Source organism: Gordonia oryzae (assembly GCF_003797185.1).
Taxonomy (GTDB): Bacteria; Actinomycetota; Actinomycetes; order Mycobacteriales; family Mycobacteriaceae; genus Gordonia; species Gordonia oryzae.
Window position 1 is genome coordinate 48,671 of record NZ_RKMH01000006.1, and the last position, 25,391, is coordinate 74,061.

A 25,391-nucleotide genomic window follows, 5' to 3' on the forward strand; every position below is an offset into this window, starting at 1 on the left:
AGAGACGACGAGGTTATGCGTGGGCCCGCCTGACCGCATGCCGATTCCGAACCGCCATACGTCCCAGACTCGCTGGTATGCCTCTCTCAATATCTCGCGGACGTCGGCAGCGCTCATCCCAAATGACAACGGCTTCCCATAAGATGGTCGACATGGACACCCCCCGACCCTGCGACGCGCTCACCGAGCGCACCGACGCGCAGGCCCGTGAGGCCGCCAGCGATCTCCTCCGCGCGCTGGCCGCGCCAACCCGGATCGCCATTGTGTTGTCCCTACAGGAAAGCGCCAAATGCGTTCACGAGCTCGTCGGCGGACTCGGGCTGAGTCAACCTCTCGTCAGTCAGCACCTCCGGGTCCTCAAGGACGCCGGCGTGGTGCGCGGACACCGCAATGGACGCGAGATCATGTATGAACTCATCGACGATCACCTCGCGCACATCGTGACCGATGCCCTGGTCCATGCCACCGAATCGTCGGTCGAGAGCGAGTTGGCCGGTCACCACGAATCGGTTGACGCCACCGCCGACCCGGCCGATCCGGTGGCGCAGGAGCGGACCGGAGCCTCATCGTGAGCGGCCGATCGGCCGCGGGACCGGTCACCGGCATCCGCTCTACCCGACAGCGTGCGGCCATCGCCGACGCCCTGGCCGACAGCGAGGACTTCCGGTCCGCGCAAGAACTCCACGAGCAACTCAAGGCCCGTGGCGAGTCGATCGGACTGACCACGGTCTACCGCAATCTGCAGGCCTTGTCGCAGTCCGGACAGATCGACGCCTTGTGGGACGGCACGGGTGAGACTCGTTATCGCAACTGCTCGTCCGGTCATCACCACCATCTGGTCTGCCGGGAGTGCGGCACCACCGTCGAGGTCCAGGCCGACCCGGTCGAACGCTGGGCCGCGACGGTCGCCGAGGAAAACGGATTCACCGACATCCACCACACCGTCGAGGTCTTCGGCAGGTGCGCGCAATGCCAGGCCGGTCGTCAGGAGACTGCGCCGCCGACCAGGTGATCGGCGACGTCGGCGCCGGTCACCAGCACCAGATGCAGCATGGTCAACAGTGCCATGTCAGCGAGGCCCCCGATCGGAAACGTGTAGTAGAGCAACACGTCGGTGGTCACGCCTTCCGGGTCGCTGCGTCGCAGACTCCCGAAACTGAGCTTCGCGTCGTGGGTGTCCACGTCGTCGCGTAGTTGCGGGATGTTGGGCAGATTCACCGCGATCAGTTGCGTGACGCTGAGGACCTCGAGGTTCTCGGCGATGTCGACCACGCGGATCGAGGCGCGGGTTCGTCCCACCCGGACGATTACCGAATCGGCGTCACCACCCACCACGTCACCGACCTCGGTGAGCAACCCGCGCACGCGCGCAACTGTTGCCGCGTCGTCGGTCATGTGGGTCTGACCCCACCGAAGCGCCGGTCGCGTGAGGCGTATTCGACACATGCCGCCCATAGGTCGCGGCGATCGAAATCGGGAAAGAGCTTCTCCTGGTACACCATCTCGGCGTAGGCCGACTGCCAGAGCAAGAAGTTGGAGATGCGCTGCTCGCCGGAGGGACGCAAGAACAGATCGACGTCGGGCATATCCGGCTCATCGAGGAATCGCGCGAATGACGACTCAGTGATCCGTTCCGGGTCGATCTCGCCGGCCGCCGCTCGCCGCGCGATTTCCCTTGCGGCATCCGCGATCTCGGCACGTCCACCATAGTTGACGCACATGGTCAGCGTCATCACGTCGTTGTCCTTGGTCAGTTCCTCGGCGATCTCGAGTTCCTTGATGACGCTGCGCCACAACCGTGGCCGTCGTCCCGCCCAGCGCACGCGCACCCCCATCTCGTGCATCTCGTCACGCCGACGTCGGATCACATCACGATTGAACCCCATCAGGAACCGGACCTCGTCGGGACTGCGCGACCAGTTCTCGGTCGAGAACGCGTACGCCGACAACCACTTCACACCGATCTCGATACATCCGCACACGGTGTCCATCAGCACGACCTCGCCGCGCTTGTGGCCCTCCGTGCGCGGTAGGCCGCGATCGGTGGCCCACCGTCCGTTGCCGTCCATCACCAGGGCGACGTGGTTGGGGACGAACTCCGGAGGCAGATTCGGTGGGGTGGCACCGCTGGAATGGGGATTGGGCGGGCGGAGGAGTGCACGTGCCCGGTGCGTGGTCTGCTTCTTGGCGGAGCTACCCGGCCGCAACGCCATCTTCGACTCCTCTCGCGCCTGACTCGACCACCCTATGGGGAGCGGCGCGCTCGATCAGCGGCAGGGTACGCAGCTGCCGTTCCAGATGCCATTGCAGATGCGCGGCGGTCAGTCCGCTGGCCTGGCGACGCAGCGAATCGGAAGCGTCGGTGGTGTGCTCCCACTGGCCACGGAACAGCGCATCCATCAGGTCGAGCACCCCCGGGGAGGGGGTTGCCGCGCCCGGCGGCCGGCAGTGCAGACACACCGCTCCCCCGGCAGCGACGTGAAACGCACGGTGCGGGCCGGGGGTGGCGCATCGTGCGCACAACTCCAGCGCAGGCATCCAGCCCGCACAATGCATGGCTCGCAACAGGAAGGCATCGAGGATGAGTTGACGTGGGCGACGATCCTCGGCGAGCGCCTCGAGCGCCCCGACGGTCAGTCGCTGCAACTGAGTGGCCGGCGCACGCTCCTCGCCGGCGAGTCGTTCGGCGGTCTCGAGCACCGCGCACGCGGTGGTGTAGCGCCCGTAGTCGGCGACGATGGCGTCGGAGAAGGCGTGCAGACTGTGCACCTGCGTGACGACATCGAGGTTGCGGCCCGGATAGAGATGGATGTCGACGTGGGCGAACGGTTCGAGTCGTCCACCGAACTTGGACCTGGTGCGGCGCACTCCCTTGGCCACCGCGCGCACGAGCCCATGGTCGGCGGTCAGCAACGTGATGATCCGATCGGCCTCGCCGAGCTTGTGCTGGCGCAGCACGACAGCCTCATCACGGTAGAACCTCACCGCGTCATTGTGTCACCGATCAACGACAGAGCCCGGGGGTGACACCCCGGAGAATGCGACGTTCGCCTTGGCCAGCCGGGTGCGCACGGTGTCGGTGAGTTGTTGACCCATCTAGCGTTGACCTGTTCGGAGATCCGATCGGCGAAGATCGTGGTGACCGCCGACGCGAAGGTTCCCGATCCGCAGTAGAGGTAGACGTCGATGGCGACCGGCTCCGGCCACGCCTGCAGCACGGTTGCCTTGCCCAGTGCGAGAACGGAATCGGAGAATCCGGCGCCGAGTGCCACCACACCGTAGACCTTGCTGCCGAGGAGCTCGTTGAATGCGGTGACCGGTCGGTGCGGTGCACGGCCATACCTCTCGTGGCGGCGTTGGTGATGATGTCGTCGGCGACCTGCTTGCCGCAATCGACCTGCGTGAAGATGCAATTGCCATTGTCGAAACTGCCGCCACAGTCCGCCTGCGGTGTCCTAGAAGCCCATGCGGCGCAACTGCTTTGGATCGCGCTGCCAGTCTTTGGCCACCTTCACGTGCAGGTCGAGGTACACCTTCACACCCAGGAGTGCCTCGATCTGACGGCGCGCCGTAGTGCCCACCGCCTTGAGACGGGACCCCTTATGGCCGATGATGATGCCCTTCTGGCTGTCACGCTCGACGTAGAGGATCGCGTGAACATCGACCATCGGCGCTTGCTCCGGTGCCCGATCCTCGCGCGGGATGATCTCCTCGATGACCACCGCCAACGAGTGCGGCAACTCATCGTGCACTCCCTCGAGTGCGGCCTCACGGATGAACTCGGCCATCAGGACCTGTTCGGGCTCGTCGGTGAGTTCTCCGTCGGGATAGAATGCCGGGCCGTGCTCCATCAGCGACACCAGCACCTCGGTCAACACGTCGATCTGCTCACCCGAGGTCGCCGAGACGGGCACCACTTCCGATGTGGGTCCGAGCAATTCGGAGAGGGCGAGCAGCTGGGCGGCGACCTGCTCGGGACCGACGCGATCGATCTTGGTGACGATGCCGAGCACCGTGGTCCCCGGCGCCATCTGCCGGACCTGCGAGACAATCCACCGGTCACCCGGACCGATCCGCTCGTCGGCCGGGATGCAGACACCGATGACGTCGACCTCGGAGTAGGTGTCGCGAACCAGATCGTTGAGTCGCTGACCGAGCAGCGTCCGCGGCCGGTGCAGCCCTGGGGTGTCGACAAGGATCAGCTGAGCGTCGGGCCGATTCACGATTCCGCGGATGGTGTGGCGGGTGGTCTGCGGCCGATTGGAGGTGATCGCGATCTTCTCGCCCACCAGCGCATTGGTCAAAGTCGACTTGCCGGTGTTCGGACGGCCGACAAAGCACACGAAACCCGAACGGAATTCGGTCATGAAGCCGCGTCCGCCCCGGCACCGGCCCGGATGCGGTCGAGCACGGTGCCCGCGGCATCGGCGACCACCAGCAGTGCGTCCGGGCTGATCTCGGCGAGTGTCGCGCGGCCCGGGTCATCGGCGCCACCGCCGACGATCACCGCGGCCTCGAACGACTCGGCACCACTCGACAGTGCGGTGACCACTGCGACCTGTAGTGCCGACAGTTCCAACGAGGCGGTACGCACGTCGGCACCGGCATAGGTTCGGCCATCTCCCTCGCGCACCGCAGCGCCCGACGGCGACTGCGCCCGGCCGCGCGCGCCGCGGGCGAGAGTCACCAGCTTGGCGTCTTCGTCACCCAATGGCTCGCTCACATGGTCTCCTTCTCCTGGGCGTCCCGGCGCTCAGCGTATTCGCCGTTGCGTCGAGAGCGTTCCCCGCCCCGTGAGCCGCCACGCCGGCTCGGCGCGTCGTTGCGCTCTTCCTCTCGGGCATCGAGCGGATCCCGCTCGGACTCGGGCCCCTCGATCTGCTCGACGAGCACGGTTGTGATGCGCTGGCGACCTTGCCGATTCGGCCTGCCCTCGGCCACCAGTTGCAGGCCGTGGCTCGCGACACGAGCCCCCGGCAGCGGGACCCGGCCGAGTTCGAGGCCGACGAGACCGCCGACGGTTTCGACCTCGTCGTCGTCGATGTCGATGTCGAACAGTTCACCGAGGTCTTCCACCGGTAGTCGCGCCGAGACGCGGTAGCGACCGTCGCCGAGATCTTCCACGGGGGCGACCTCACCGGTGTCGTACTCGTCGGTGATCTCCCCTACGATCTCCTCGAGGACGTCCTCGATGGTGACGAGCCCGGCGATGCCGCCGTATTCATCGACGAGCAACGCCATGTGGTTGTGGGTACGCCGCATGTCCTCCAGAACCCGGTCCAGCGGCTTGGAGTCGGGTATGAATTCCGCCGGGCGCATCACCGCCGAAACGCTCACCATGCGGGCGTCCTCGCCGTGCATCGAGCGCTCTACGAGATCCTTCAGATACACCACCCCGAGAATGTCGTCGGGATTCTCCCCGATCACCGGGATACGCGAATGCCCGCTGCGCACAGCCAAACTCGTTGCCTGCGCGGCGCTCTTGTCACTCTCGATCCAGATCATCTCCGGTCGCGGCACCATCACCTCGCGGGCGTTGGTGTCGCCGAGTTCGAAGACCGACTGGATCATGCGGCGCTCATCTGCGGCCACCACCCCGCTCGCCTCGGCGAGGTCGACAACCTCCCGCAACTCGACCTCGGTGGCGAACGGCCCGTTGCGGTATCCCTTGCCCGGCGTCACCGCGTTTCCGATGAGGATGAGTAGCCGGGTCAGCGGGGTGAGGATCACGCCCAGGATCTGCAGGGCAGCGGCCGAGGCCAGGGCGATGGTGTAGGCGTGCTGACGACCGAGCGTGCGCGGTCCGACCCCGGCAGCCACATATGACACCACCGCCATCCCGGCGATGGCGACGGTCAGTCCCCATTCGACGCCCAGTTCGGACACGGCGATCACCGCGACCATCGCGACGGCAGCGGTCTCACACACCACCCGCAGCAACACCGCGAGACCGACATAGGTCGCGCGAGCGGCGAGCACCCGCATGAGCCGCACCGCACCCGCGCGCTTTTCCTTGACCATGTCCTCGACGCGGGCAATCGACACCGTCGACACCGCGGTGTCCACCGCAGCGAACACACCACTGAGGACGACGAGGACGACGGCGCACAGCACGAACCACGAATAGCCGGCCCCGGTCACTGCTCCGACGAGCCCGCGGGCCGCTGCTGCGCGGAGCCCTCGTCACCTCCCGGGAACTCGGGGAACGCGGAGTCGGTGAACCCGATGTTGGTCAGCAGACGGGTGTCCCGGTCGGCTTGACGTTGCTGCTGGGCCTGCCGGTGCCGCTGCGAATAGAACTCCTCGAGCAGACGGTTCTGCAGGCCGAACATCTCCTTCTCCTCCTCAGGTTCTGCGTGGTCGTAGCCGAGCAGATGCAGGACGCCGTGGATGGTGAGCATCGCCAGTTCGTGCTCGAGTGAGCGCCGGGCCTCGCGGGCCTGTGTGGCGGCGAATTGGGGGCAGAGAACGATATCGCCGAGGATGGCAGGGCCCGGCTCGGCGGCATCGGGTCGCCCGCCGGGCACCAACTCGTCCATCGGGAAGCTCATCACGTCGGTGGGACCGGGTAGATCCATCCATTGCACATGCATGTCGGCCATTGTCGGCTCGTCCACACAGAGCACCGAGAGCTCGGCCCCGGGATGAACGTCCATCGCCTCGGTCGCGAATCGTGCTGCGGCGAGCACTAATTCGGCGGGGACGTCCACGCCGGACTCGTTGGCGAATTCGATGCTCATGAGCGTCGTCCCTGACTTGCCGAGCGCCGCGCGGCGCGATTGGGGCCACCGATACGATCCGAGTCACGCAGTCGCGGGTTGTCCCGCGCCGCCTCCTCGGCCCGCCCATAGGCGTCGACGATGTCGGCGACGAGCCGGTGCCGGACCACGTCCTGACTGGTCAGGGTGGCGAAGTGGATGTCATCGATGCCGTCGAGGATGCGGGCGGCGGCCATCAGTCCGCTCTGCGCTCCGCCGGGCAGATCGACCTGCGTGGTGTCGCCGGTGACCACCACCTTCGACCCGAATCCCAGCCGGGTCAGGAACATCTTCATCTGCTCGCCGGTGGTGTTCTGCGCCTCGTCGAGGATGATGAAGGCGTCATTGAGCGTGTTGTGGGTCAGCAGGAAGTCCTCGGTGACATAGAGCGAATCCTCCGCCGCCACACGGATGCAGACGGCTTCGTCGGTACCCACCGATTCGATGCTTTCGATGTAGCGCTTGGGCGCTGTGACCGTGGTCGCGCCAAATTTCTGCGCCTTGCCTGTCATCCGGAACGGAGCGAGCCCGTCCGGGAGACGAATGTCGAGGACGTGGGCGTCAGGTCGGGCCAATACCTCTCGACCCGGCGCTCTACCCGAGGGCATTCTCCGCGCGACGTGGGTTCGTCCGTAAACGACACCGCCCAGCGATCGCACCAGGAACATCACGTCATCGCGCAGCTGGTCCGACACTGTCACATACTGCACACGGCAGGACCGGCCGGTCTGGGTCACTGCGCCACTATCAGTGTCCAGAAGACCCTGCAGCACTGCCAATCGGACGTCGGACGAGTTGAGAAGATACTGCTTCGGTACGAACGTCGTAGAGGACGTGGTGCCCCACAATCCGAGTTCGCGCATGGCGTGGGTGACCGCGTTCTCGATCGTGACCGGCTCGCCGGGAGTGGCGATCCGGTCGAGGACGTAGTCGACGTCGGATCGCTGTCGTGCGCGAACACCCGGCACGGCCATGACCAGCGCATCGACCAGCGCACGGTCGGCTGTCGTCAACGATGGCGTGGTCATCCCCTCTATGCAGCCGTCACCCAGGATCAGACCGAGCGCATAGGGGTCGAGCGGATGCGGTTGACGAGGAAACTCCGCAGCGCCACTCAAGAGCGGTAACTCGAATCGGTGATAGTGAGCCGCCCGGAGATTTCCGATCATCTCCTTCGTCTCGAGCACCCTCGGGCCGGTGCCGCGACGACGGTCGTCTGGCGTGTACACCGACCACAGGTGGTCGGTGGAGCAGAGGGTGGACGCACCGTCGGCAGTGGTGACTCGCACGATGTCCTTGAACCCCTGCGGGTAGACGCCAAGGACTTCGGTCGGCGTGCCGTTCGAGGCGATGACGTGATCGCCGACCTCGATGTCACCGATCGGACGGAAGCCCTGTGGCGTGAGGACCCTGGTCGACACCGGCTGCGCCCGGCCACGCATATACGCCAGTGGCGCCACTTCGATCACCCCGGCGGCCATGAGCTTGGGGATCGACTCGGGGTCCATCATGTCGTGCAACGCGTCGTAGAGCGGTCGCAGATACGGGTCGATCTTCTCGCTGAGTGTTCCGGGCAGAAAGCCCAGTCGCTCACCGGCTTCCACCGCGGGTCTGGTGAGAATGATGCGGTTCACGCTCTTGGATTGCAGTGCCTGCACGGCCTTGGCCATCGCCAGATAGGTCTTGCCGGTACCGGCCGGGCCCAGACCGAACACGATGGTGTTGGCGTCGATGGCATCGACGTAACGCTTCTGGTTGAGGGTCTTGGGCCGGATGGTCTTGCCGCGGCGCGAGAGGATGTCGAGGGACAGGACATCGGCGGGCGATTCGGTGGCACCCTCGGACAGCATCGACACGCCCTGGCGGACGAGATCTGGGGTCAGCGTGGTGCCGCGACCGACGAGGTCCGCGAGTTCACCCATGACGCGCTCGGCGGCGGCGACGTCGGCGCCACGGCCACGAAGCGTGATCTGATTGCCGCGCACGTGGATATCGGCCGGGAGGAGTTGCTCAAGCGTGCGCAGATTGACATCGCTGGTGCCGAGCAGCCCGAACACCACCTCGGGAGGGACATCGATGATGGAGGTGACCACAGGTCCGGCCCCTGCGGCGCCGCGCGCCGGCGCACGACCGTCGGGGTTGTCGTCACTCACGTATCAGATCACTCCTGGAGTTCGGGGGGCGCGCCATACGGCGATGTGTGGTCAAGTCTATCCCTGCCCAACGGGCAATCCGCGATCGAATATTCCGTTCTCCGCACCGTCGCGCACCTCGGACCCAGCGCTCTACAGTCCCAGCGCCCGGATCGTCTGCCGATTACACACGCTGCGCGGATCGACGAACGCTTCGTGCCCCTCCTCGGGCACGACGATCAGTTCGGCTGACTGACCCCGCGCGGATACCGTGGCGACATAGCGGCGGCTGAACTCCACCGGAATGGCGGTGTCACGGTCGCCATGAATGACCACGACATGTGCGTCGAAGGGTTCCTGCTCCATGGGAGATGCGGCCCGATAGCGCTGGGTCGCCTGTGCGTGAGGACCGCCGATCAATGCCTGCACCGACTCCCGGCCGGCCTGTCCCGCGGCCACGAGATCCAGGGCCGCCGACTGGGCGACCACGGTGGTGATGCGGGTGTTCGCGGTCTGCGCCCGCAGCTGCGCGGTGGCCCACACCGCAAGCTGACCTCCGGCCGAATGCCCTACGACCGCAACCGAATTCCAGTCGACACGGTCGGCGACGGCTGCCGGCAGGGCGTCTCGGACCGGCCCGTCGAGCGCGTTGATCGCGGCGATGACGTCACGGCCGGTGTGCGGCCATCCTCCGCCGTTCTCCCCCACGCGCCGGTACTCGATGTTCCAGACCAACGCGCCACGTTCGCCGTACTGCCGGGCGATCGCCGACTCGATGGTCAGCGAGAACTCGGTGGTCCAGTAGCCGCCGTGGATCAGCACGACAGGCCGCATCGTGGCGGGAAGATCGGCCTCCTCGGCAGCGTGATAGATGTGCCCGAACTGCGAGTTCGCCTCACCGTAGGCGATCGCCGTCCGGTGCACCGCGCAGCGCCTCATCGGTCGCACCGATCGGGTTTCATCGGACCCACCGATCGGTGAGGACACCGAGCGCGCCGAGGGCGACCGACGCGGCCGTCGAGGTCCGTAACACCTCTGGCCCCAACAGCACAGCCTGCGCGCCGAGCGCGGTGAGATCGGCGATCTCGCTGTCGTCGAGACCGCCCTCGGGCCCGACCACCAGCATGATCTCGCGTGCCCGCGCCAGTGGCAGGCTCCGCAGCGTCACCGCAGCAGCCTCATGCAGTACCGCGACCACACCTCCGGCGGCGATCACCTCGGCGGCGTAGGCGCGCACGTCGATCGTGGAGGCGAGGTCGGTGACCTCCGGAATCCACGGACGCCGACTCTGTTTGGCGGCCGCGGAGGCCGCGGCCCGCCATTTGGCGACACCCTTGTCGGCCTTGCCCGCCCAGCGGGCGACGCACCGTGCCGATTGCCACGGCACGATCCGGTCGACACCGGCCTCGGTGGCGAGGTCGACGGCCAACTCCGAGCGCTCGGATTTCGGCAACGCCTGCACCAGGGTCACCGACGGCCGCGGCCGGTCGGTGAACACGAACCGGTGGGCGAGCGCCGACAGCGCATCCTTGCCCTCGACCGCGCTCACCTCGCAGGTGGCGACCGACCCGGCGCCGTCACCGAGCAGCAGGGTCTCCCCCGGCCGCAGCCGCGCCACGGTCACCGCGTGGCGGCCTTCCGGCCCGGAGAGCAGGGTGGTGGTGCCGGCCGGCGGGACCTCATCGACCCAGAACAGGGGCGGGCTCACGTCCGGGCCGATCAGCGTCCCGCAAAGGCGTTGCGCAGTCGCGAGAACAACCCGCCCGGCGCTGCTGCCGCCGAGGTCGTGACCAGGTCGATGGCATCGTCGGACGCCTCGCGGAAGACTTTCAGCGCCTCGGTCTGCGCGGCGTTCAGCTTGGCCGGTACCGCGACGTCGAGATGGACGTGGAGGGTGCCGCGGGCACCGGTGTTCACGTGCGGCATACCCCGACCACGCAGTGTGGCGACCTGGCCGGGCTGGGTACCGGGCTCGATGGTGACAGTCGCGAGATCCCCGAGGATCGTCGGGACCTCGAAGCTACCGCCGAGCGCCGCGTCGGCGATCGGCACCCGCAACGTGCAATGCAGGTCGTCCTTGTCGCGAATGAACACCTCGTGCGGGCGCTCGCTGACCTCGACGTAGAGATCCCCGGCCGGTCCGCCGCCCGGCCCGACCTCACCTTGACCGGCCAACCGGACCCGCATGCCGCTCTCGATTCCCGCCGGGATGCGCACGGTCATGGTGCGGCGCGAACGCACCCTTCCCTGGCCGCCGCATTTGTGGCACGGATCGGGGATGACCTCACCGGTGCCGTGGCAGGTCGGGCATTCGCGCACCGTCATGACCTGGCCGAGCAGCGAACGCTGCACTGCCTGGATCTCGCCGGCACCCTTACAGGTGTCGCAGCTGATCGGCTTCGAATCGCGGTTGGTCCCCGACCCGTGACACACATCGCACAGGATCGCGGTGTCCACGGTGACCTCCTTGTTCACCCCGGAAGCGCACTCCTCCAGGTCGAGCTCGACGGCGACAAGCGCGGGCTCACCGGGCTGCACGCGCGAGCGCGGCCCGCGGCTACCACCGAAAGTACTGCCGAACCCACCGCCGGAGCCGAAGAACGCCTCGAACACGTCGCCGAGACCGCCCCCGCCGAAATTTGCACCGAATCCACCTCCGCCCGGACCTGCCAACGGGTCACCGCCGGCGTCGACGATCCGCCGCTTCTCCGGGTCGCTCAGCACCTCGTAGGCAGTCGTGACCTCCTTGAAGCGCTCCTCTTCTCCCGGGTTGACGTCGGGATGCAGTTTGCGGGCCATCTGGCGGTAGGCCCGCTTGATCTCCTGGTCGGTTGCACCCTTGGCGACGCCCAGGATTCCGTAGTAGTCAGTTGCCACGGTTGTCTCGGTCCTTCGTTCTCACAGGTCACGTATGGCTCCGGGGATACCCTCACGGAGCCGGTGCATCGGATACCTCACCGAACGCGACGCCTGCCGCGCGCATTTCCTCTCGAGGCGGTTGTGCGCCGCCTCTGGTTCAGCGCTCGGCGAGCACCTCGCCCACGTACTTGGCAACGGCTGCCACCGACGCGATGGTTCCCGGATAGTCCATGCGGGTGGGCCCGACGACCCCGACCCCGCCGAACACGGTGCCCGAAGCACCGTACCCCGTCGACACCACCGAGGTGCCACGCAGGTTCTCGGTCCGCGTCTCCTCCCCGATCTGCACCGTGACCCGGCCCATCCGCTGGCTCGTCGCCAACAGCTTGAGGACGACCACCTGCTCCTCGAGAGCCTCGAGGACCGAATCCATCCCGCCGTTGACCGGGGCGAAATCGGCGGCGGCCCGCGCGAGATTCGACGTGCCCGTCACCACCACACGGTCCTCGCCCCGTTCGACGAGGGTCTCGACCAACACGGTCGCGACATTCACCGTCGCGGTCCGCAGATCGGCTGGTGCGTTGTTGGCCAATTCGGCCACCGACGCCGAGGCCTCCTCGAGCCGCTTGCCGTGCAGCGCCGCGGAGAACATGTCCCGCAGACGGACGATCTCGTCCTCGGCGAGGTCTTGCGAAAGGGCGACCATGCGTTGCTCGACACGGCCGGTGTCGGTGATCACGATCAGCAACAACCGCGAGGGTGACACGGTGATCACCTCGAGGTGACGCACCGTCGCGGTGGACAAGACCGGATACTGGATGACCGCGACCTGGCGGGTGAGCTGGGCCAGCAGTCGCACCGACCGGCGCAGCACGTCGTCGAGATCGACTCCGGAATCGAGCACTGACAGGATCGCGCGACGCTCGGCCGCTGACAGCGGTTTGACCTCGCTGATGCGGTCGACGAACATCCGGTACCCCTTGTCGGTGGGTATCCGTCCCGAACTCGTGTGTGGTTGCGCGATGTAGCCCTCGGCCTCGAGTACCGCCATGTCATTGCGCACCGTGGCACTGGAGACGCCGAGCTGATGGCGTTCGACGAGCGCCTTCGACCCGATCGGCTCCTGCGTGGCAACGAAGTCGGTGACGATGGCACGAAGAATCTCGAACCGCCGATCATCGGTGGTCGACACAGGCCAGACCTCCTCTCGAACCCGCCCTCTGCCCTACAGTGGGTGGGTTCATTCTACGAAACACCGCCACGAAGTACGGGTGCACGTGTTCGATCGGCGAGGCGCCGGCGATCTCCGGCGGCCCGGGCGAACACCGCCCACGACAGGAAGGTCGCGATGATCTTCAAAGGCGTCCGGGAGGGCAAGCCATACCCTGACCACGCGTTGACCCATCGCGGTTGGGCCAAGATCCCGCCTCGACAGTTCCGCCTCGACGAGCTGATCACGGTGACTACGGTGCTCGCCCTGGACAAGCTGCTCAGCGAGGATTCCACGTTCTATGGGGACCTGTTCTCCCATGTGGTCCGCTACGACGGAAACCTGTTTCTCGAGGACGGTCTACACCGGGCGGTCCGATCGGCGCTGCGTAACCGCACGGTCATCCACGCACGGATGCTCGATCTCGATGCGCTCGATCTGCGACCGGGGGCGCCGCCGCTCGACGAGCAACTAGGCACCGAGTCCGACGAACTCCCCGCAATCGGGGCCACTCCGCCATTCGGGGAGTCCCCGGCCGGCGGGGCGCACCGACGCGCGGCCCGCAGTACCGGCTGGACCCCGCCACCTCAGCGCTGGTGAACCCGACACCGGCCGATCGCGTCGTTGTTGTTCGACGGTCCGATCGGTGTCGGCACGACCAAACTGGCCCGCCGGCTCGCCACGCAGAGCGCCGGGAGACGCCGACAAACTTTCGCGGATCGACATCAACACCCCAGCCCAGGAGCACCCTGCCGCATCTCTGCCCGACGCACCCCCTGGCCATCCGGGCGCGCAGGAACACATCACCCGCTTCGGCCCGGAACTCTTGGAGGGCAACACCTCTCGACCGGCTGTCGTCCTGTTCGACGAGGCGGAGAAGGCGCACACGACGGTGCTGCGCTCGGTGCCGCAGATCCTCGATTCGAAAAGGGCGAGCACCACACGTGGGCCGGCCGTCTCCTGACGGGCCTGACCCTATCGGCGCTCCGATCTCGTCGATCCGGCCGTCGTCCACCGAAGCGCCCGTGGCCGGTGTCGGATCGCTACCGCCCGACAGGTCGAGGCAACCGTCGAGAACAACCTCGCCGACGCACTCGGCGCACGTGGCCACGTCGGTCTGATCGAGGCGCCCGGCCGGATCTGCACCTGATCGCCCGGCGTCGTCAGCCGTCCTCGCCCGCGATGAGGATCTCGCGCACCACGGCGTCGGCGAGCAGGCGACCGCGGTCGGTGAGGACCCACGCATCGCCGGTCGGACGAAGCATTTCTCGCGCGACGAGTTCCTCGGCGCACGACACCTCCGCCCCGCAGAGGGACTCACGGCGTAACCCGCTGCGACACCGCGCGGTCAGCATCACCGATTCGACGTGGCGGTCCGCGGCGGTAAGCACCTCATGGGCGGCCACCGGCAGCGAGCCGTCGGCCAGAGTGCTCGCATAGCGCGCTGGATGTTTGACGTTGGACCACCGGACCCCGCGCACGTGCGAGTGCGCTCCGGGCCCGATTCCCCACCAGTCGTGGCTGTACCAGTAGGACAGATTGTGACGACATTCCGCGGCAGCCGAGCGCGCCCAGTTGGACACCTCGTACCACTCGAAACCGTTGTTGCCCAGGCGTTTATCGATGTGCTGGTAGCGGGAGGCGAGGACGTCGTCGTCGGGGGCGGGCAGTTCACCGCTGCGGATCCGCCGCGCCAGCGCGGTGCCGTCCTCGACGATCAGCGCGTACGCCGACACGTGATCGACGGGGGTGGCCAGTACCGCATCGAGGCTCGCGTCGAGGTCGGCGTCGGTCTCGCCGGGTGTTCCGTAGATGAGGTCGAGATTGATGTGGGCGAAACCGGCGACGGCCGCCTCGCGGGCCGCGGCGACGGCGCGGCCGGGGGTATGCGTGCGGTCAAGGGTGCTCAGCACGTGGGGGGCCGCAGACTGCATTCCGAGCGAGATCCGCGTGAAGCCCGCCTCCAGTAGGCGCGCGAAGAACTCCGGTGAGGTCGATTCCGGATTGGATTCGGTGGTGATCTCGGCATCGTCGGCGAGATCGAATCGACTGCGCACGGCATCGAGCAGACCAGCGAGGCCGTCACCACCGAGCAACGACGGTGTGCCGCCGCCGACGAAGATGGTCGACACCGGGCGCGCCGGGGTCATCAGCGCCGCAGCGTGGTCGAGTTCGCGGCCCACCGCCTCGAACCACGAATGCGGCGACGCCGACGACCCGAGTTCGCCCGCGGTGTAGGTGTTGAAGTCGCAGTATCCGCACCTCGACGCGCAGAACGGAACGTGCAGGTAGAGCCCCAGGCCGATCCCGGCGTCGACGGCCCCGCAGGCGTCGACGACCACGGCCGGCACGGCGGCAGTCGAAACGGACGTCACCACCCCATGATGCGCGCCCACCCCGCACAGCCCCGAATCACCCAGCCTCGAATCCGGGGAATACGCACCAACGCGCAGGCCTTGCTCTCGGTAGGCCACCACATTCGCGACGTCGGTCCTGCAACGATGCCAGCATCGCTGCAAGCCACTTTGCCTCACCGTGGTGCAAAGTATTCCCAAGTAGACGCGAGACGGATGGTCGTGGCACTATGGAGCACGTGAATTTCCCCGGGGTGTGGCTCGCCGCGCGACGCCACGTAGATCTCAAGCGCGTCTGCAGCGCTACCTGTCGTCTGTAGACGACGTTTCGGCCCGGAGAGTCCCCGCATCTGACGCGGGTATGCCGCCACGTCACAGCCCAGACCGTGCGATCGCCGGTGCCCTGTGCGCCGGCACAGGAGAGTTCATGACGTCAACGACGGACCTCACCGAGGCCGGCAACTCCCCCGTCCCCGAGGAGTCCGCCCCAGGCCCACGCGCCGGATCGGCAAGCGCCGAGACCGCGACATCAGGTTCCGCGACAGCGGGCACCGCGACGACCGGTACCGCCGAGCGCCCGGCTCGCAAGAAGACCCGCCCGACCACACGACGCGCCGAAGGTCAGTGGAAGCTCGGCTACCGCGAGCCTCTGAACCCCAACGAGCAGGTCAAGAAGGACGACAACCCGCTCAACGTGCGGGCGCGGATCGAGAACATCTACTCCAAGCAGGGCTTCGAGTCGATCGACAAGCAGGATCTCCGTGGGCGCATGCGCTGGTGGGGTCTCTACACCCAGCGCGCCGAGGGTTACGACGGCACCTGGACCGGTGACGAGAACATCGACACCCTCGAGGACAGCCACTTCATGATGCGCATCCGTTGCGATGCGGGCGCTCTCAACGTCGAACAGCTGCGCACCCTCGGTCAGATCTCGACCGAATTCGCCCGCGACACCGCCGATCTCTCCGACCGGGAGAACGTGCAGTATCACTGGATACGCATCGAGGACGTCCCCACCATCTGGGAACGCATCGAGGGTGTCGGGCTCAAGACCACCGAGGCCTGCGGCGACTGCCCGCGCATCATCCTGGGATCACCCTTGGCCGGAGAGGCCGTCGACGAGGTACTCGATCCGACGCCGGCCATCGACGAGATCGTGCGCCGCTACATCGGCGACCCGCAGTACTCGAACCTGCCGCGCAAGTTCAAGACCGCGATCTCCGGTCTGCAGGACGTCTCGCACGAGACCAACGACATCGCCTTCATCGGCGTCGAACACCCCGAACACGGTCCGGGACTTGATCTCTGGGTCGGCGGCGGCCTGTCGACGAATCCGATGCTCGCCCAGCGAGTGGGAGCGTGGATCCCGCTCGACGAGGTCCCCGACGTCTGGGAGGGCGTCGTGTCGATCTTCCGTGACTACGGCTATCGCCGGCTGCGCACCAAGGCCCGCCTGAAATTCCTCATCAAGGACTGGGGCATCGAGAAGTTCCGTCAGGTCCTCGAGGACGAATACCTGCACCGCAAGCTGATCGACGGCCCGGCGCCCACTCCGTTGACCGAGCCGCGCGATCATGTGGGTGTCCAGAAGCTCAAGAATGGTCTGAACTCGGTGGGCTTCGCCGCCATCGCGGGCCGGGTGTCGGGCACCAAGCTCACCGCCGTCGCCGAGGCCGCTGAGCGCGTCGGCTCCGACCGCATCCGGTTCACCCCGTACCAGAAACTGATCGTGCTCGACGTCCCCGACGACCAGGTCGAGGTGCTCATCGCCGACCTCGCCAAGCTGGGGCTCATCGCCCGCGCGTCGAATTGGCGCCGGAACCTGATGGCGTGCAGCGGGATCGAGTTCTGCAAGCTGTCCTTCGTCGAGACCCGCAAGCGGTCGCAGGTGCTGGTGCCCGAACTCGAGGAGCGTCTGGCCGACATCAACTCCCGGCTCGACGTCCCGATCACCGTGAACATCAACGGCTGCCCCAACTCCTGCGCCCGATCGCAGATCGCCGACATCGGCTTCAAGGGACAGCTCGTCGAGGACGGCGCGGGCGGGCAGACCGAGGGATTCCAGGTCCACCTTGGTGGCAGCCTCGGCCAGGACGCCGCATTCGGCCGTAAGCTGCGCCGGCACAAGGTGACCTCCACCGAGCTCGGCGACTACATCGACCGCGTCGTCCGCAACTTCATAGCTCAGCGCGAGGACGGAGAACGGTTCGCACAGTGGGCCGTTCGTGCCGACGAGGAGGCACTCCGATGACCATCTCCACCGCAACGACCACCGGTCGTCACTTCAGCCAGGATGAGCTACGCGCGATCGCCGAGCAGGGTGCCGCCGACTTGGGTCCCGACGCCACCCCCGAGGAACTGTTCGCGTGGACCGCCCGGACCTTCGGCGACAACTTCGTCGTCGCCTCTAACATGCAGGACGCGGCGCTGGTCGATCTCGCCGTCACACACATCGATCGTGACCTCCTTGGCGGCGATCCGGTCAAGGTCCTGTTCCTCGACACCGGCTATCACTTTGCGGAGACGATCGGCACCCGCGACGCCGTGGAACAGGTGTACGGCGTCGACATGATCAACCTGACCCCCGAACACACCGTCGCCGAGCAGGACGAACTGTTGGGGCGCAACCTGTTCGCCCGAGATCCCGGCGAATGCTGCCGCCTGCGCAAGGTGGTGCCGCTCAAGTCGGGTCTGCGGTCCTACGACGCCTGGGTGACCGGCATCCGCCGGGTGGAAGCCCCCACCCGGGCCAACGCGCCGCTGATTTCGTTCGACGAGGGCTTCGGGCTGGTGAAGATCAATCCGATCGCCGCATGGTCCGACGAGCAGATGCAGTCCTACATCGATACCCACGGCGTACTCGTCAATCCTCTTGTCGACGAGGGCTACCCGTCGATCGGCTGCGCCCCGTGCACGGCCAAACCCGAACCCGGATCCGATCCGCGCAGCGGCCGTTGGGCAGGCCGCGCCAAGACAGAATGTGGGCTGCACGCATGACCATCACCGATCCCGTCGCCAGCGCCGACCGCGAGGTGGACACCAGCGACGACTTCACCACCCTCGATGCTCTCGAGTCCGAGGCCATCCACATCTTCCGTGAGGTCGCAGGCGAATTCGAGCGACCGGTGATCCTGTTCTCCGGCGGTAAGGACTCCACCGTTCTGCTGCATGTGGCACTCAAGGCGTTCTGGCCTGCGCCGCTTCCGTTCTCGCTGCTGCACGTCGACACCGGGCACAACCTCACCGAGGTTCTCGAGTTCCGCGACCAGGTGGTGGCCCGCCACGACCTGCGGCTGCATGTGGCCAAGGTAGAGGACTACCTCGCCGACGGTCGGCTCACCGAACGTCCCGACGGAGTGCGCAACCCGCTGCAGACTATCCCGCTGCTCGACGCGATCACCGAGAACCGCTTCGACGCGGTGTTCGGCGGCGGGCGCCGCGACGAGGAACGCTCACGCGCCAAGGAGCGGATCTTCTCGCTGCGCAACGCCTTCGGCCAGTGGGATCCCAAACGTCAGCGCCCGGAGCTATGGAACCTGTACAACGGTCGCCACGCTCCCGGCGAGCACGTCCGGGTGTTCCCCCTGTCGAATTGGACCGAGCTCGACGTGTGGCGTTACATCGCCCGCGAGCAGGTGCTGCTGCCGTCCATTTACTACGCCCACGAGCGTGAGGTCTTCGAGCGCGACGGCATGTGGATGACCCCCGGCGTGTGGGGCGGGCCGCGCGACGGTGAAAAGCTCCAACGCCTTTCGGTCCGCTACCGCACCGTCGGTGACGGTTCGTCGACCGGAGCAGTCCTGTCCGAGGCCGCCGACAACGAGGCCGTCCTCGCCGAGGTCGCCGCCTCTCGACTCACCGAGCGTGGTGCCACCCGCGGTGACGACCGGGTGTCGGAGGCGGCCATGGAAGACCGTAAACGCGAAGGATACTTCTGATGGCCAACAACACTCTCGGACACGTCCCCGATCTGCTGCGCATCGCGACCGCCGGAAGCGTCGACGACGGCAAGTCGACCCTGGTCGGCCGGTTGCTCTACGACACCAAATCGGTGCTCGCCGACCAGATCGACGCGGTGACCCGTGCCTCGGTCGACCGTGGGCTGGCCGGGCCGGACCTGTCACTGCTCGTCGACGGCCTGCGCGCCGAGCGTGAGCAAGGCATCACCATCGACGTCGCCTACCGCTACTTCGCCACGCCCGCACGCTCGTTCGTGCTCGCCGACACCCCCGGCCACGTGCAGTACACGCGCAACACCGTATCGGGTGCCTCCACCGCGCAGCTGGTGATGCTGCTCGTGGACGCCCGCTACGGCGTAGTCGTCCAGACGCGGCGGCACGCCGCGGTGATGGCCCTGCTCGGTGTTCCGCAACTGGTGCTCGCGGTCAACAAGATCGACCTCGTCGAGGATGCGGCCACGGTATTCGCCGAGATCTCCGACGAATTCCGCTCCCTGACGCGCACTCTGGGCTGGTCCGACGAGCAGGTCACCGCTATCCCGGTGTCCGCGTTACATGGAGACAACATCGCCAGCCGGTCGCAGAACACCCCGTTCTATGATGGCCCGACACTGATCGAGCATCTCGAGACCGTCCCGAGCGGGTCGGATCGCTCGGAAGTGGGTCTGCGATTCCCTGTGCAGTACGTGATCCGGCCGCGCACACCGGAATACCCGGATTACCGCGGGTATGCCGGACAGATCGCCGCGGGCCGGGTCGCCGTCGGTGACGAGGTCGTCGTGTCACCATCCGGGGTCCGCACAACCGTCACCCAGATCGACACCGCGGACGGTCAATTGGCGACCGCACACACCGGTCGCAGTGTCACCCTGCTGCTAGCCGACGATGTCGACATTTCCCGCGGTGACCTCATCGCCTCGGCCGTCGATGCCCCCGAGCCGATCCAGCAGTTCTCCGCGACAGTGTGCTGGCTGGCAGACAAGCCACTGCGCCCAGGTGCCCGTTTGCTGCTCAAGCACGGCACCAAGACCACCCAGGCCATCGTCGGCACCCTCGACGTGCTGTTCGACGAGCAGAACCTGGCGTTGACCGATGCACCGGACTCGTTGGAGCTCAACCACATCGGCCGCATCACCGTGCAGACCGCCGAGCCAATTCCGGCCGACGACTACCAGGTGAACCGAGAGTCGGGCAGTTTCCTGCTGATCGACCCGCAGGGCGGCAACACGCTGGCAGCCGGGCTCATCGGTGACGCTCTCGCATCCCTGCACCTCCAAGAGTTGGTGTGAGCGCGAGTCTTTTGCTCGTCGCACACGGCAGTCGGGATCACCGGTTCGCCGACACTGCCCGCCGCGTGCGGCACGCCGTCGCCTGTCGTCTCTCGGGTACCGATGTGCGCCTGTCGTTCCTTGATTTCGACGAGCCCCTGGTGGCCGGCGAGCTGGCGGCGCTACATGGGCGGGTCGTCGTGGTGCCGCTGTTATTGGCACCCGGCTATCACAGCGACATCGATCTACCTGAGATCGTCGCCTCGACACGGGCGCCCGGTAATGCGGTGATCACCAGCGTGATCGGCGCAACCTCGCTGTCGGCGGCGTTGGCCGATCGTCTCGAGCAAGCCGGGCTCGCCGACTCCGACGGCCTGCTCGTCACGGCCGCCGGTTCGACCAATCCCGCTGCCGCGCTGGTGGTCCGGCGACGCGCCGTCGAGCTCTCGACCCGGCTACACCGCCCGGTCGACGTGGTCTTCGCAACCCGCCTCGGTGCCGCTGAGATCGCCCTGCGCACCGCGATCCGGCGACTGCGTACCGCCGGAGCCGAGCGCATCGCCTTGAGCCCCTACTTCCTGTCCGCAGGCCAGTTGACCGAGCGCGTCGAAACCGCACTGGACCAGCTCGCACCGGGCGCCCTGGTCGCCGGTCCACTCGGCGCGCATCCGGATGTGATCGAGGCTATCGCCGACCGTTACACGACGGCGGTGGCGTGCTCCCACCTGACGGCGGTCTGACCGCTGATCCCTCGTGATGACGGCCCGGGCCCGGCACCCGGGCCGCACCGGCCCGCTCAGCTCTCCGAGAACGCCGCAACCTTGGTCGCCCGCGCGTACACGGTCTCGCCGGCCTGAAGATTGAGCGCGTTCTGATCACCGCGGGTAATCTGCGCGGCGAACTCCTCACCCGAGGCCACCGCCACGAGTTCCACCCGGGTCTCGAATCCCAGATTCACCACCCTGGACACCGTGGCCTTGAGGACCCCGGTGTCCAGGGTCGGGTCCGCAGACGGCCACGCCATCTCCGGGGTCCGCCCGATCCGGATATCGTGCGGGCGAACCAGTTCGCCGTTGAGTCGCACGGTCGAACCGAGGAACGACGCGACGAACGGGTTGACCGGTCGGTCGTAGAGATCGTCGGGCGCACCGACCTGTTCGATACGGCCCTTGTTGAGCACCGCGATCCGGTCGGAGACGTCGAGCGCCTCCTGCTGGTCGTGGGTCACCAGCACCGTGGTCACGTGGACCTCTTCGTGCAGGCGGCGCAACCACTTTCGCAGGTCTTCGCGCACCTTGGCGTCGAGTGCGCCGAAGGGTTCGTCGAGGAGCAGCACCTTGGGATCGACGGCCAGGGCGCGAGCCAGGGCCATGCGCTGGCGCTGGCCGCCGGACAACTGCGCGGGAAACCGCCGCTGGAACACGGTGAGCCCGACGACCTCGAGCAACTCGTCGACCTTGGCGTCCACCTCGGCCGTGGGCTTCTTGCGGATCTTCAACCCGAAAGCGATGTTGTCGCGCACGGTGAGGTGTTTGAAGGCCGCGTAGTGCTGGAACACGAATCCGATGTCACGCTGCTGCGGTGACTTCTTGGAGACATCGTTGCCGTTGATGATCACGGTGCCCGAGTCGAGGGTGTCCAGGCCCGCAATCGCCCGCAGCAGTGTCGATTTACCCGACCCCGACGGACCGAGTAGCGAGGTCAATTGGCCGTCGGGGATGTCGATCGAAACATCGTCGAGAGCCGCGAAGTCACCGTAGCGCTTGTTCGCTCCGATCACCGAGATGGACATATCACACGCCTTTCTCACTGGTAGAGGCATTTCGGGGGGCCGATCCTTGCGGCGCGGCGTTATGGTGGACATGCTCGGTGACCACCTGATGGGCGCCGATCGACTCCGGACCGTGCGGCGCGTTCGACTGGGTCTCGACAACCGCGTCGGGCGAGGCGGGACCGTCGGCACCGGCGCCACTGGCATCGGCGACACGGGATTTCGCGCGACGCTCGATCAGCGACATCAGCACAAGCACGACGATCGCGACGAACATGAGCAGTGTGGCCGCAGCATACGCACCGAACTCGTTGTAGTCGTCGGTGTAGCGCGAGTTGACCAGCAGCGTCAGCGTCTGGGAAAGACCCGGATAGTTCGACGACACCATGGTGACGGCGCCGTACTCGCCGAGCGCGCGAGCCACCGTGAGTACCACACCGTAGGTCAGCCCCCATCGGATGGCGGGTAGGGTGATCCGCCAGAACACCTGCCACGCATTGGCTCCCAGGGTTGCCGCGGCCTCCTCCTGTTCGGTGCCGATCTCGCGTAGCACCGGCTCTACCTCGCGCGCCACAAACGGCAGTGTGACGAACAGGGTGGCGAGGACCAACCCTGGGAAACCGAAGATCACCCGGAAGCCGAGGCTCTCGACGCCGCCGAACCATCCGCCGTATCCCCACAGCAGGATCAGCGCGACGCCGGCAACGACCGGGGACACCGCGAACGGCAGGTCCACCACGGCCTGAAGGACACCCTTGCCCGGGAATCGTCCACGCGCCAACGCAAGTGCGGTCAGCACTCCGAAGACCACGTTGAGCGGCACGACGATCACCACGATCAGCAGGCTCAGCTGCAACGCCGAGATCGCCGCCGGGGTGGTGATCCACTCCCAGAACTGCACGATGCCGTGTTCGAAGGAGCGATAGAAGATGGCGCCGACCGGCACGATCAACAGGATGAACAGATAGATCAGCGCGATCCCGCGCAGCCCGTATCGGGTCAGGGGCGACACTTTCATCGGTCGGAGTCCTCTCGGGTGGACTGCCGCCGGCCCGCAATGCGCAGGATCAGCAGTGTGACGAACGCGATGAGCAACAGCACCACCGAGATCGCCGCGGCGCTGACCGGTGAATCGATCTCGATCTGTTGCTGGATGTACTGCGCGGCGACCTGGGTGTCGCCGGGAATGTTGCCGCCGATGAGCACCACTGAACCGAACTCCCCGATCGCGCGGGTGAAGGCCAGCCCCGCCCCGGTCAGGATCGACGGCAGCAGCGCCGGCAGCACGATCTTGCGGAAGGTCGTCCAGTTGCGCGCACCGAGAACCGCGGCGGCCTCCTCGACGTCGACCTCGAGTTCGAGCAGCACCGGCTGCACCTGTCGCACGACGAACGGCAGTGTGACGAACGTCAGGGCGATCACCAGCGCCGGTTTGGTGGCGTTGAGCTGGATGTCGATGGGGCTGTTGGGGCCGTAGAGCGACAGCAGCACCAGGCTGGCCACGATGGTCGGCAGGGCGAACGGCAGATCGATGATCGCGTTGACGAATCCCTTGCCGGGGAACTCATCCCGGACCAACACCCAGGCGATGATGGTTCCGAAGACGACATTGATCAGCGCCGCGAACACCGAGACGAGCACAGTGATCCACAGGGCGTCGAGTGCTGCGGGCGCGGTGACCGCATCCCAGAACCCGCTCCAGCCGTCGTCGAAGGACTGCACAGTGATCGCGGCCAGCGGCAGCAGCACGATGACACTGAGCCACAGCCAGGCCAGACCAACGGTGGCCGGGCTGACCCCGGTAAACGTGCGCACACGCCCCAGGAATCCGCCGGGCGGGGCGGCACCGGGCGGCGACGCGGCCGCTTCGGGTTCGGTGGTCGAGGCGTTCGAGGTCACTGTCTGCCCCCTGCATCGTAGATCTTGGTAATCGCCCCTTTGGTGCCGAAGAGCGCCGAGTCGACGGCCTTCCACCCGGTGAGATCCACGCCGTCGTTATTCGCGGCGGTCCCGGCACCGAGAACCTTGCCCAGCTCTTTGATCGTCCACAGCTTCTCGATGGCCCCAGGGAACAGGTCACGGGTCTGCTCGGCGATCGCCGGGACGACCGGCCGGAAGCCCTGCTGAGCCCAGATCCGTTGTGCTTCATCGGAAAACAGGAAGCCGACAAATGCGCGGGCGCCGGCCACGTCGGAGGTCGTGTTGACGATCGCTACCGGATTCTCGATCTTGAACGTCTGGGGCGGAATGAGGTACTCGACCTGATTGCGCGGACTCGCGGTCGCGTTGGCCCGGTCGAGCATGATGGCTTCGTTTTCGTAGCTGATCAGGACATCACCTTGACCCTGCTCGAATGCCGTCGTGGCCTCACGACCAGACTTGGGCACCACACGCACATGGTCGCGGACGAGCTGGGCGACGTAGTCGAGGCCGGCCTGAGGGTTGCGGCCACCGTTGCTCATCGCCGAGTATGGCGCGAGCAGATTCCACTTAGCCGAACCCGAGCTACCGGGGTTGGGGGTCACTACCTGTACCCCCGGCTTGAGCAGGTCGTTCCAGTTGTGGATGTTCTTGGGGTTGCCCTTGCGCACCACGAGTGCCACGACCGACCCGAAAGGCGTGCTGTTGTAGGGGAACTGGGTCTTCCAGTCTTTGTCCACCAGACCGGCTTTCACCAGGCGGGTGATGTCGGGCTCCACGGAGAGGTTCACTACGTCGGCGGGTACGCGGCGCGCGACCTTGCGGGACTGGTCCCCGGAGGCCCCATAGGACGCCGAGAAGCCGATGTCGGCGCCTGCGGGGGTTGCGCGGAAGGCCGGGACGATGTGGTCGAATCCCGATTTGGGCGTCGCATACGCCACCAGGTCGAGGTGTCGGCTGCCGCTGGAGATGTCGACACCGTCGGGTTCGTCGGTCGAACCGCCGGCGCACCCGGAGATCAGGACCATCGCGAGGGCCAGCAGACACACCAACACCGGTGTGCTGCGTCGCGTGACGGTGACAGCACCGCCGGGCACGTTTCTCCCGGGCGCGTGACCCCCGGGCACGGTATTCACTGACACGTTCCTCCGTGACTGAGA

At 66.7% G+C, this 25,391-nt stretch carries 26 protein-coding genes and 1 pseudogene; 9 read left to right on the forward strand and 18 right to left on the reverse strand.

Going from position 1 to position 25,391, the window contains the following annotated elements:
• Positions 1–143 precede the first annotated feature (143 nt).
• Both EF294_RS08950 and EF294_RS08955 read left to right on the forward strand, forming a co-directional pair.
• Complete coding sequence (locus tag EF294_RS08950) at positions 144–572, forward strand: ArsR/SmtB family transcription factor (RefSeq protein ID WP_123929038.1); 429 nt, start codon at positions 144–146, stop codon at positions 570–572.
• Positions 569–1,012, forward strand: coding sequence for a Fur family transcriptional regulator (locus EF294_RS08955; protein ID WP_123928436.1), 444 nt, complete (start codon positions 569–571; stop codon positions 1,010–1,012). The genes EF294_RS08950 and EF294_RS08955 overlap by 4 nt, the downstream gene beginning before the upstream one ends.
• On the opposite strand, the gene EF294_RS08960 is transcribed toward EF294_RS08955, so the two are convergent.
• From EF294_RS08960 to hrcA, 13 genes are all read right to left on the reverse strand, one after another.
• Positions 985–1,395, reverse strand: coding sequence for a hypothetical protein (locus tag EF294_RS08960; protein WP_123928438.1), 411 nt, complete (start codon positions 1,393–1,395; stop codon positions 985–987). The genes EF294_RS08955 and EF294_RS08960 overlap by 28 nt on opposite strands.
• Positions 1,392–2,213: an isoprenyl transferase gene (locus EF294_RS08965; protein ID WP_123928441.1), complete on the reverse strand. Its 822-nt coding sequence runs from the start codon at positions 2,211–2,213 to the stop codon at positions 1,392–1,394. Before EF294_RS08965 ends, EF294_RS08960 begins: the two co-directional genes overlap by 4 nt.
• The gene (gene recO / locus EF294_RS08970; RefSeq protein WP_123928444.1) at positions 2,194–2,985 is read right to left on the reverse strand and encodes a DNA repair protein RecO; all 792 of its coding nucleotides are present in this window, start codon (positions 2,983–2,985) and stop codon (positions 2,194–2,196) included. Before recO ends, EF294_RS08965 begins: the two co-directional genes overlap by 20 nt.
• Positions 2,982–3,392 carry an Asp23/Gls24 family envelope stress response protein gene (locus tag EF294_RS08975; protein WP_246007766.1) on the reverse strand — a complete coding sequence of 137 codons (411 nt, stop codon included), beginning with the start codon at positions 3,390–3,392 and terminating at the stop codon, positions 2,982–2,984. The genes recO and EF294_RS08975 overlap by 4 nt, the downstream gene beginning before the upstream one ends.
• 63 nt (positions 3,393–3,455) lie before the next feature.
• The gene (gene era / locus EF294_RS08980; protein WP_123928447.1) at positions 3,456–4,367 is read right to left on the reverse strand and encodes a GTPase Era; all 912 of its coding nucleotides are present in this window, start codon (positions 4,365–4,367) and stop codon (positions 3,456–3,458) included.
• Positions 4,364–4,723, reverse strand: a complete 360-nt coding sequence (locus EF294_RS08985) for a cytidine/deoxycytidylate deaminase family protein (protein WP_123928450.1) — start codon at positions 4,721–4,723, stop codon at positions 4,364–4,366. Before EF294_RS08985 ends, era begins: the two co-directional genes overlap by 4 nt.
• The gene (locus EF294_RS08990) at positions 4,720–6,141 is read right to left on the reverse strand and encodes a hemolysin family protein (RefSeq protein WP_123928453.1); all 1,422 of its coding nucleotides are present in this window, start codon (positions 6,139–6,141) and stop codon (positions 4,720–4,722) included. The genes EF294_RS08985 and EF294_RS08990 overlap by 4 nt, the downstream gene beginning before the upstream one ends.
• A complete protein-coding gene (gene ybeY / locus EF294_RS08995) occupies positions 6,138–6,740 on the reverse strand; it encodes an rRNA maturation RNase YbeY (RefSeq protein ID WP_123928456.1) in 603 nt (200 codons plus the stop codon). Before ybeY ends, EF294_RS08990 begins: the two co-directional genes overlap by 4 nt.
• Positions 6,737–8,911 carry a PhoH family protein gene (locus EF294_RS09000; protein WP_123928459.1) on the reverse strand — a complete coding sequence of 725 codons (2,175 nt, stop codon included), beginning with the start codon at positions 8,909–8,911 and terminating at the stop codon, positions 6,737–6,739. The genes ybeY and EF294_RS09000 overlap by 4 nt, the downstream gene beginning before the upstream one ends.
• Positions 8,912–9,043: 132 nt before the next feature.
• Entirely contained in the window at positions 9,044–9,814 is a 771-nt protein-coding gene (locus EF294_RS09005) for an alpha/beta hydrolase family protein (protein ID WP_123929041.1), read from the reverse strand.
• A 34-nt stretch (positions 9,815–9,848) separates the two neighbouring features.
• A complete protein-coding gene (locus EF294_RS09010) occupies positions 9,849–10,598 on the reverse strand; it encodes a 16S rRNA (uracil(1498)-N(3))-methyltransferase (protein WP_123928462.1) in 750 nt (249 codons plus the stop codon).
• Positions 10,599–10,609: 11 nt separating this feature from the next.
• Positions 10,610–11,767, reverse strand: a complete 1,158-nt coding sequence (dnaJ, locus tag EF294_RS09015; RefSeq protein WP_123928465.1) for a molecular chaperone DnaJ — start codon at positions 11,765–11,767, stop codon at positions 10,610–10,612.
• Between the two features lie 139 nt (positions 11,768–11,906).
• On the reverse strand, positions 11,907–12,941 hold the full coding sequence (gene hrcA, locus EF294_RS09020) for a heat-inducible transcriptional repressor HrcA (RefSeq protein WP_123928468.1): 1,035 nt from the start codon (positions 12,939–12,941) through the stop codon (positions 11,907–11,909).
• A gap of 156 nt (positions 12,942–13,097) precedes the next feature.
• On the opposite strand from hrcA, the gene EF294_RS09025 reads away from it, so the two are divergent.
• Entirely contained in the window at positions 13,098–13,559 is a 462-nt protein-coding gene (locus EF294_RS09025; protein ID WP_123928471.1) for a type II toxin-antitoxin system VapB family antitoxin, read from the forward strand.
• 15 nt (positions 13,560–13,574) lie between these two features.
• Positions 13,575–13,884: pseudogene (locus EF294_RS09030) on the forward strand (AAA family ATPase); the annotation flags it as partial.
• Positions 13,885–14,122: 238 nt separating this feature from the next.
• On the opposite strand, the gene hemW reads toward EF294_RS09030, so the two are convergent.
• Positions 14,123–15,334: a radical SAM family heme chaperone HemW gene (gene hemW, locus EF294_RS09040; RefSeq protein ID WP_123928474.1), complete on the reverse strand. Its 1,212-nt coding sequence runs from the start codon at positions 15,332–15,334 to the stop codon at positions 14,123–14,125.
• Between the two features lie 406 nt (positions 15,335–15,740).
• Here hemW and EF294_RS09045 point away from each other — a divergent pair, with 406 nt between their 5' ends.
• From EF294_RS09045 to EF294_RS09065, 5 genes are read left to right on the forward strand one after another with little or no spacing between them, the layout of a single operon-like run.
• A complete protein-coding gene (locus EF294_RS09045; RefSeq protein WP_123928477.1) occupies positions 15,741–17,564 on the forward strand; it encodes a nitrite/sulfite reductase in 1,824 nt (607 codons plus the stop codon).
• A complete protein-coding gene (locus EF294_RS09050; RefSeq protein ID WP_123928479.1) occupies positions 17,561–18,310 on the forward strand; it encodes a phosphoadenylyl-sulfate reductase in 750 nt (249 codons plus the stop codon). Before EF294_RS09045 ends, EF294_RS09050 begins: the two co-directional genes overlap by 4 nt.
• Positions 18,307–19,251 carry a sulfate adenylyltransferase subunit CysD gene (gene cysD / locus EF294_RS09055; RefSeq protein WP_123928482.1) on the forward strand — a complete coding sequence of 315 codons (945 nt, stop codon included), beginning with the start codon at positions 18,307–18,309 and terminating at the stop codon, positions 19,249–19,251. Before EF294_RS09050 ends, cysD begins: the two co-directional genes overlap by 4 nt.
• The gene (locus EF294_RS09060; RefSeq protein WP_123928485.1) at positions 19,251–20,561 is read left to right on the forward strand and encodes a sulfate adenylyltransferase subunit 1; all 1,311 of its coding nucleotides are present in this window, start codon (positions 19,251–19,253) and stop codon (positions 20,559–20,561) included. The genes cysD and EF294_RS09060 overlap by 1 nt, the downstream gene beginning before the upstream one ends.
• Positions 20,558–21,280: a sirohydrochlorin chelatase gene (locus EF294_RS09065; RefSeq protein WP_123928487.1), complete on the forward strand. Its 723-nt coding sequence runs from the start codon at positions 20,558–20,560 to the stop codon at positions 21,278–21,280. Before EF294_RS09060 ends, EF294_RS09065 begins: the two co-directional genes overlap by 4 nt.
• Before the next feature lie 56 nt (positions 21,281–21,336).
• Here the strand turns inward: EF294_RS09065 and EF294_RS09070 are convergent, their stop codons facing one another.
• From EF294_RS09070 to EF294_RS09085, 4 genes are read right to left on the reverse strand one after another with little or no spacing between them, the layout of a single operon-like run.
• Positions 21,337–22,332 (reverse strand): sulfate/molybdate ABC transporter ATP-binding protein, encoded by a 996-nt coding sequence (locus EF294_RS09070; protein ID WP_123928489.1) that lies wholly within the window; start codon positions 22,330–22,332, stop codon positions 21,337–21,339.
• 1 nt (position 22,333) lies between these two features.
• Positions 22,334–23,329 (reverse strand): sulfate ABC transporter permease subunit CysW, encoded by a 996-nt coding sequence (gene cysW / locus EF294_RS09075; protein WP_123928492.1) that lies wholly within the window; start codon positions 23,327–23,329, stop codon positions 22,334–22,336.
• Positions 23,326–24,210 (reverse strand): sulfate ABC transporter permease subunit CysT, encoded by an 885-nt coding sequence (gene cysT / locus EF294_RS09080; RefSeq protein ID WP_123928496.1) that lies wholly within the window; start codon positions 24,208–24,210, stop codon positions 23,326–23,328. The genes cysW and cysT overlap by 4 nt, the downstream gene beginning before the upstream one ends.
• The gene (locus EF294_RS09085) at positions 24,207–25,259 is read right to left on the reverse strand and encodes a sulfate ABC transporter substrate-binding protein (RefSeq protein ID WP_246007789.1); all 1,053 of its coding nucleotides are present in this window, start codon (positions 25,257–25,259) and stop codon (positions 24,207–24,209) included. Before EF294_RS09085 ends, cysT begins: the two co-directional genes overlap by 4 nt.
• Positions 25,260–25,391 lie beyond the last annotated feature (132 nt).

What these genes read in the sequence shown, in the direction of transcription:
- EF294_RS09060 (WP_123928485.1), top strand. Translation starts at nt 19,251, where the DNA reads ATGGCCAACAACACTCTCGGACACGTCCCCGATCTGCTGCGCATCGCG.
- EF294_RS09085 (WP_246007789.1), bottom strand. Translation starts at nt 25,259, where the DNA reads ATGGTCCTGATCTCCGGGTGCGCCGGCGGTTCGACCGACGAACCCGAC.
- cysW (WP_123928492.1), bottom strand. Translation starts at nt 23,329, where the DNA reads ATGAAAGTGTCGCCCCTGACCCGATACGGGCTGCGCGGGATCGCGCTG.
- EF294_RS09045 (WP_123928477.1), top strand. Translation starts at nt 15,741, where the DNA reads ATGACGTCAACGACGGACCTCACCGAGGCCGGCAACTCCCCCGTCCCC.
- ybeY (WP_123928456.1), bottom strand. Translation starts at nt 6,740, where the DNA reads ATGAGCATCGAATTCGCCAACGAGTCCGGCGTGGACGTCCCCGCCGAA.
- era (WP_123928447.1), bottom strand. Translation starts at nt 4,367, where the DNA reads ATGACCGAATTCCGTTCGGGTTTCGTGTGCTTTGTCGGCCGTCCGAAC.
- EF294_RS08965 (WP_123928441.1), bottom strand. Translation starts at nt 2,213, where the DNA reads ATGGCGTTGCGGCCGGGTAGCTCCGCCAAGAAGCAGACCACGCACCGG.
- EF294_RS09025 (WP_123928471.1), top strand. Translation starts at nt 13,098, where the DNA reads ATGATCTTCAAAGGCGTCCGGGAGGGCAAGCCATACCCTGACCACGCG.
- cysD (WP_123928482.1), top strand. Translation starts at nt 18,307, where the DNA reads ATGACCATCACCGATCCCGTCGCCAGCGCCGACCGCGAGGTGGACACC.
- EF294_RS09050 (WP_123928479.1), top strand. Translation starts at nt 17,561, where the DNA reads ATGACCATCTCCACCGCAACGACCACCGGTCGTCACTTCAGCCAGGAT.
- EF294_RS08950 (WP_123929038.1), top strand. Translation starts at nt 144, where the DNA reads ATGGTCGACATGGACACCCCCCGACCCTGCGACGCGCTCACCGAGCGC.
- EF294_RS09070 (WP_123928489.1), bottom strand. Translation starts at nt 22,332, where the DNA reads ATGTCCATCTCGGTGATCGGAGCGAACAAGCGCTACGGTGACTTCGCG.
- EF294_RS08960 (WP_123928438.1), bottom strand. Translation starts at nt 1,395, where the DNA reads ATGACCGACGACGCGGCAACAGTTGCGCGCGTGCGCGGGTTGCTCACC.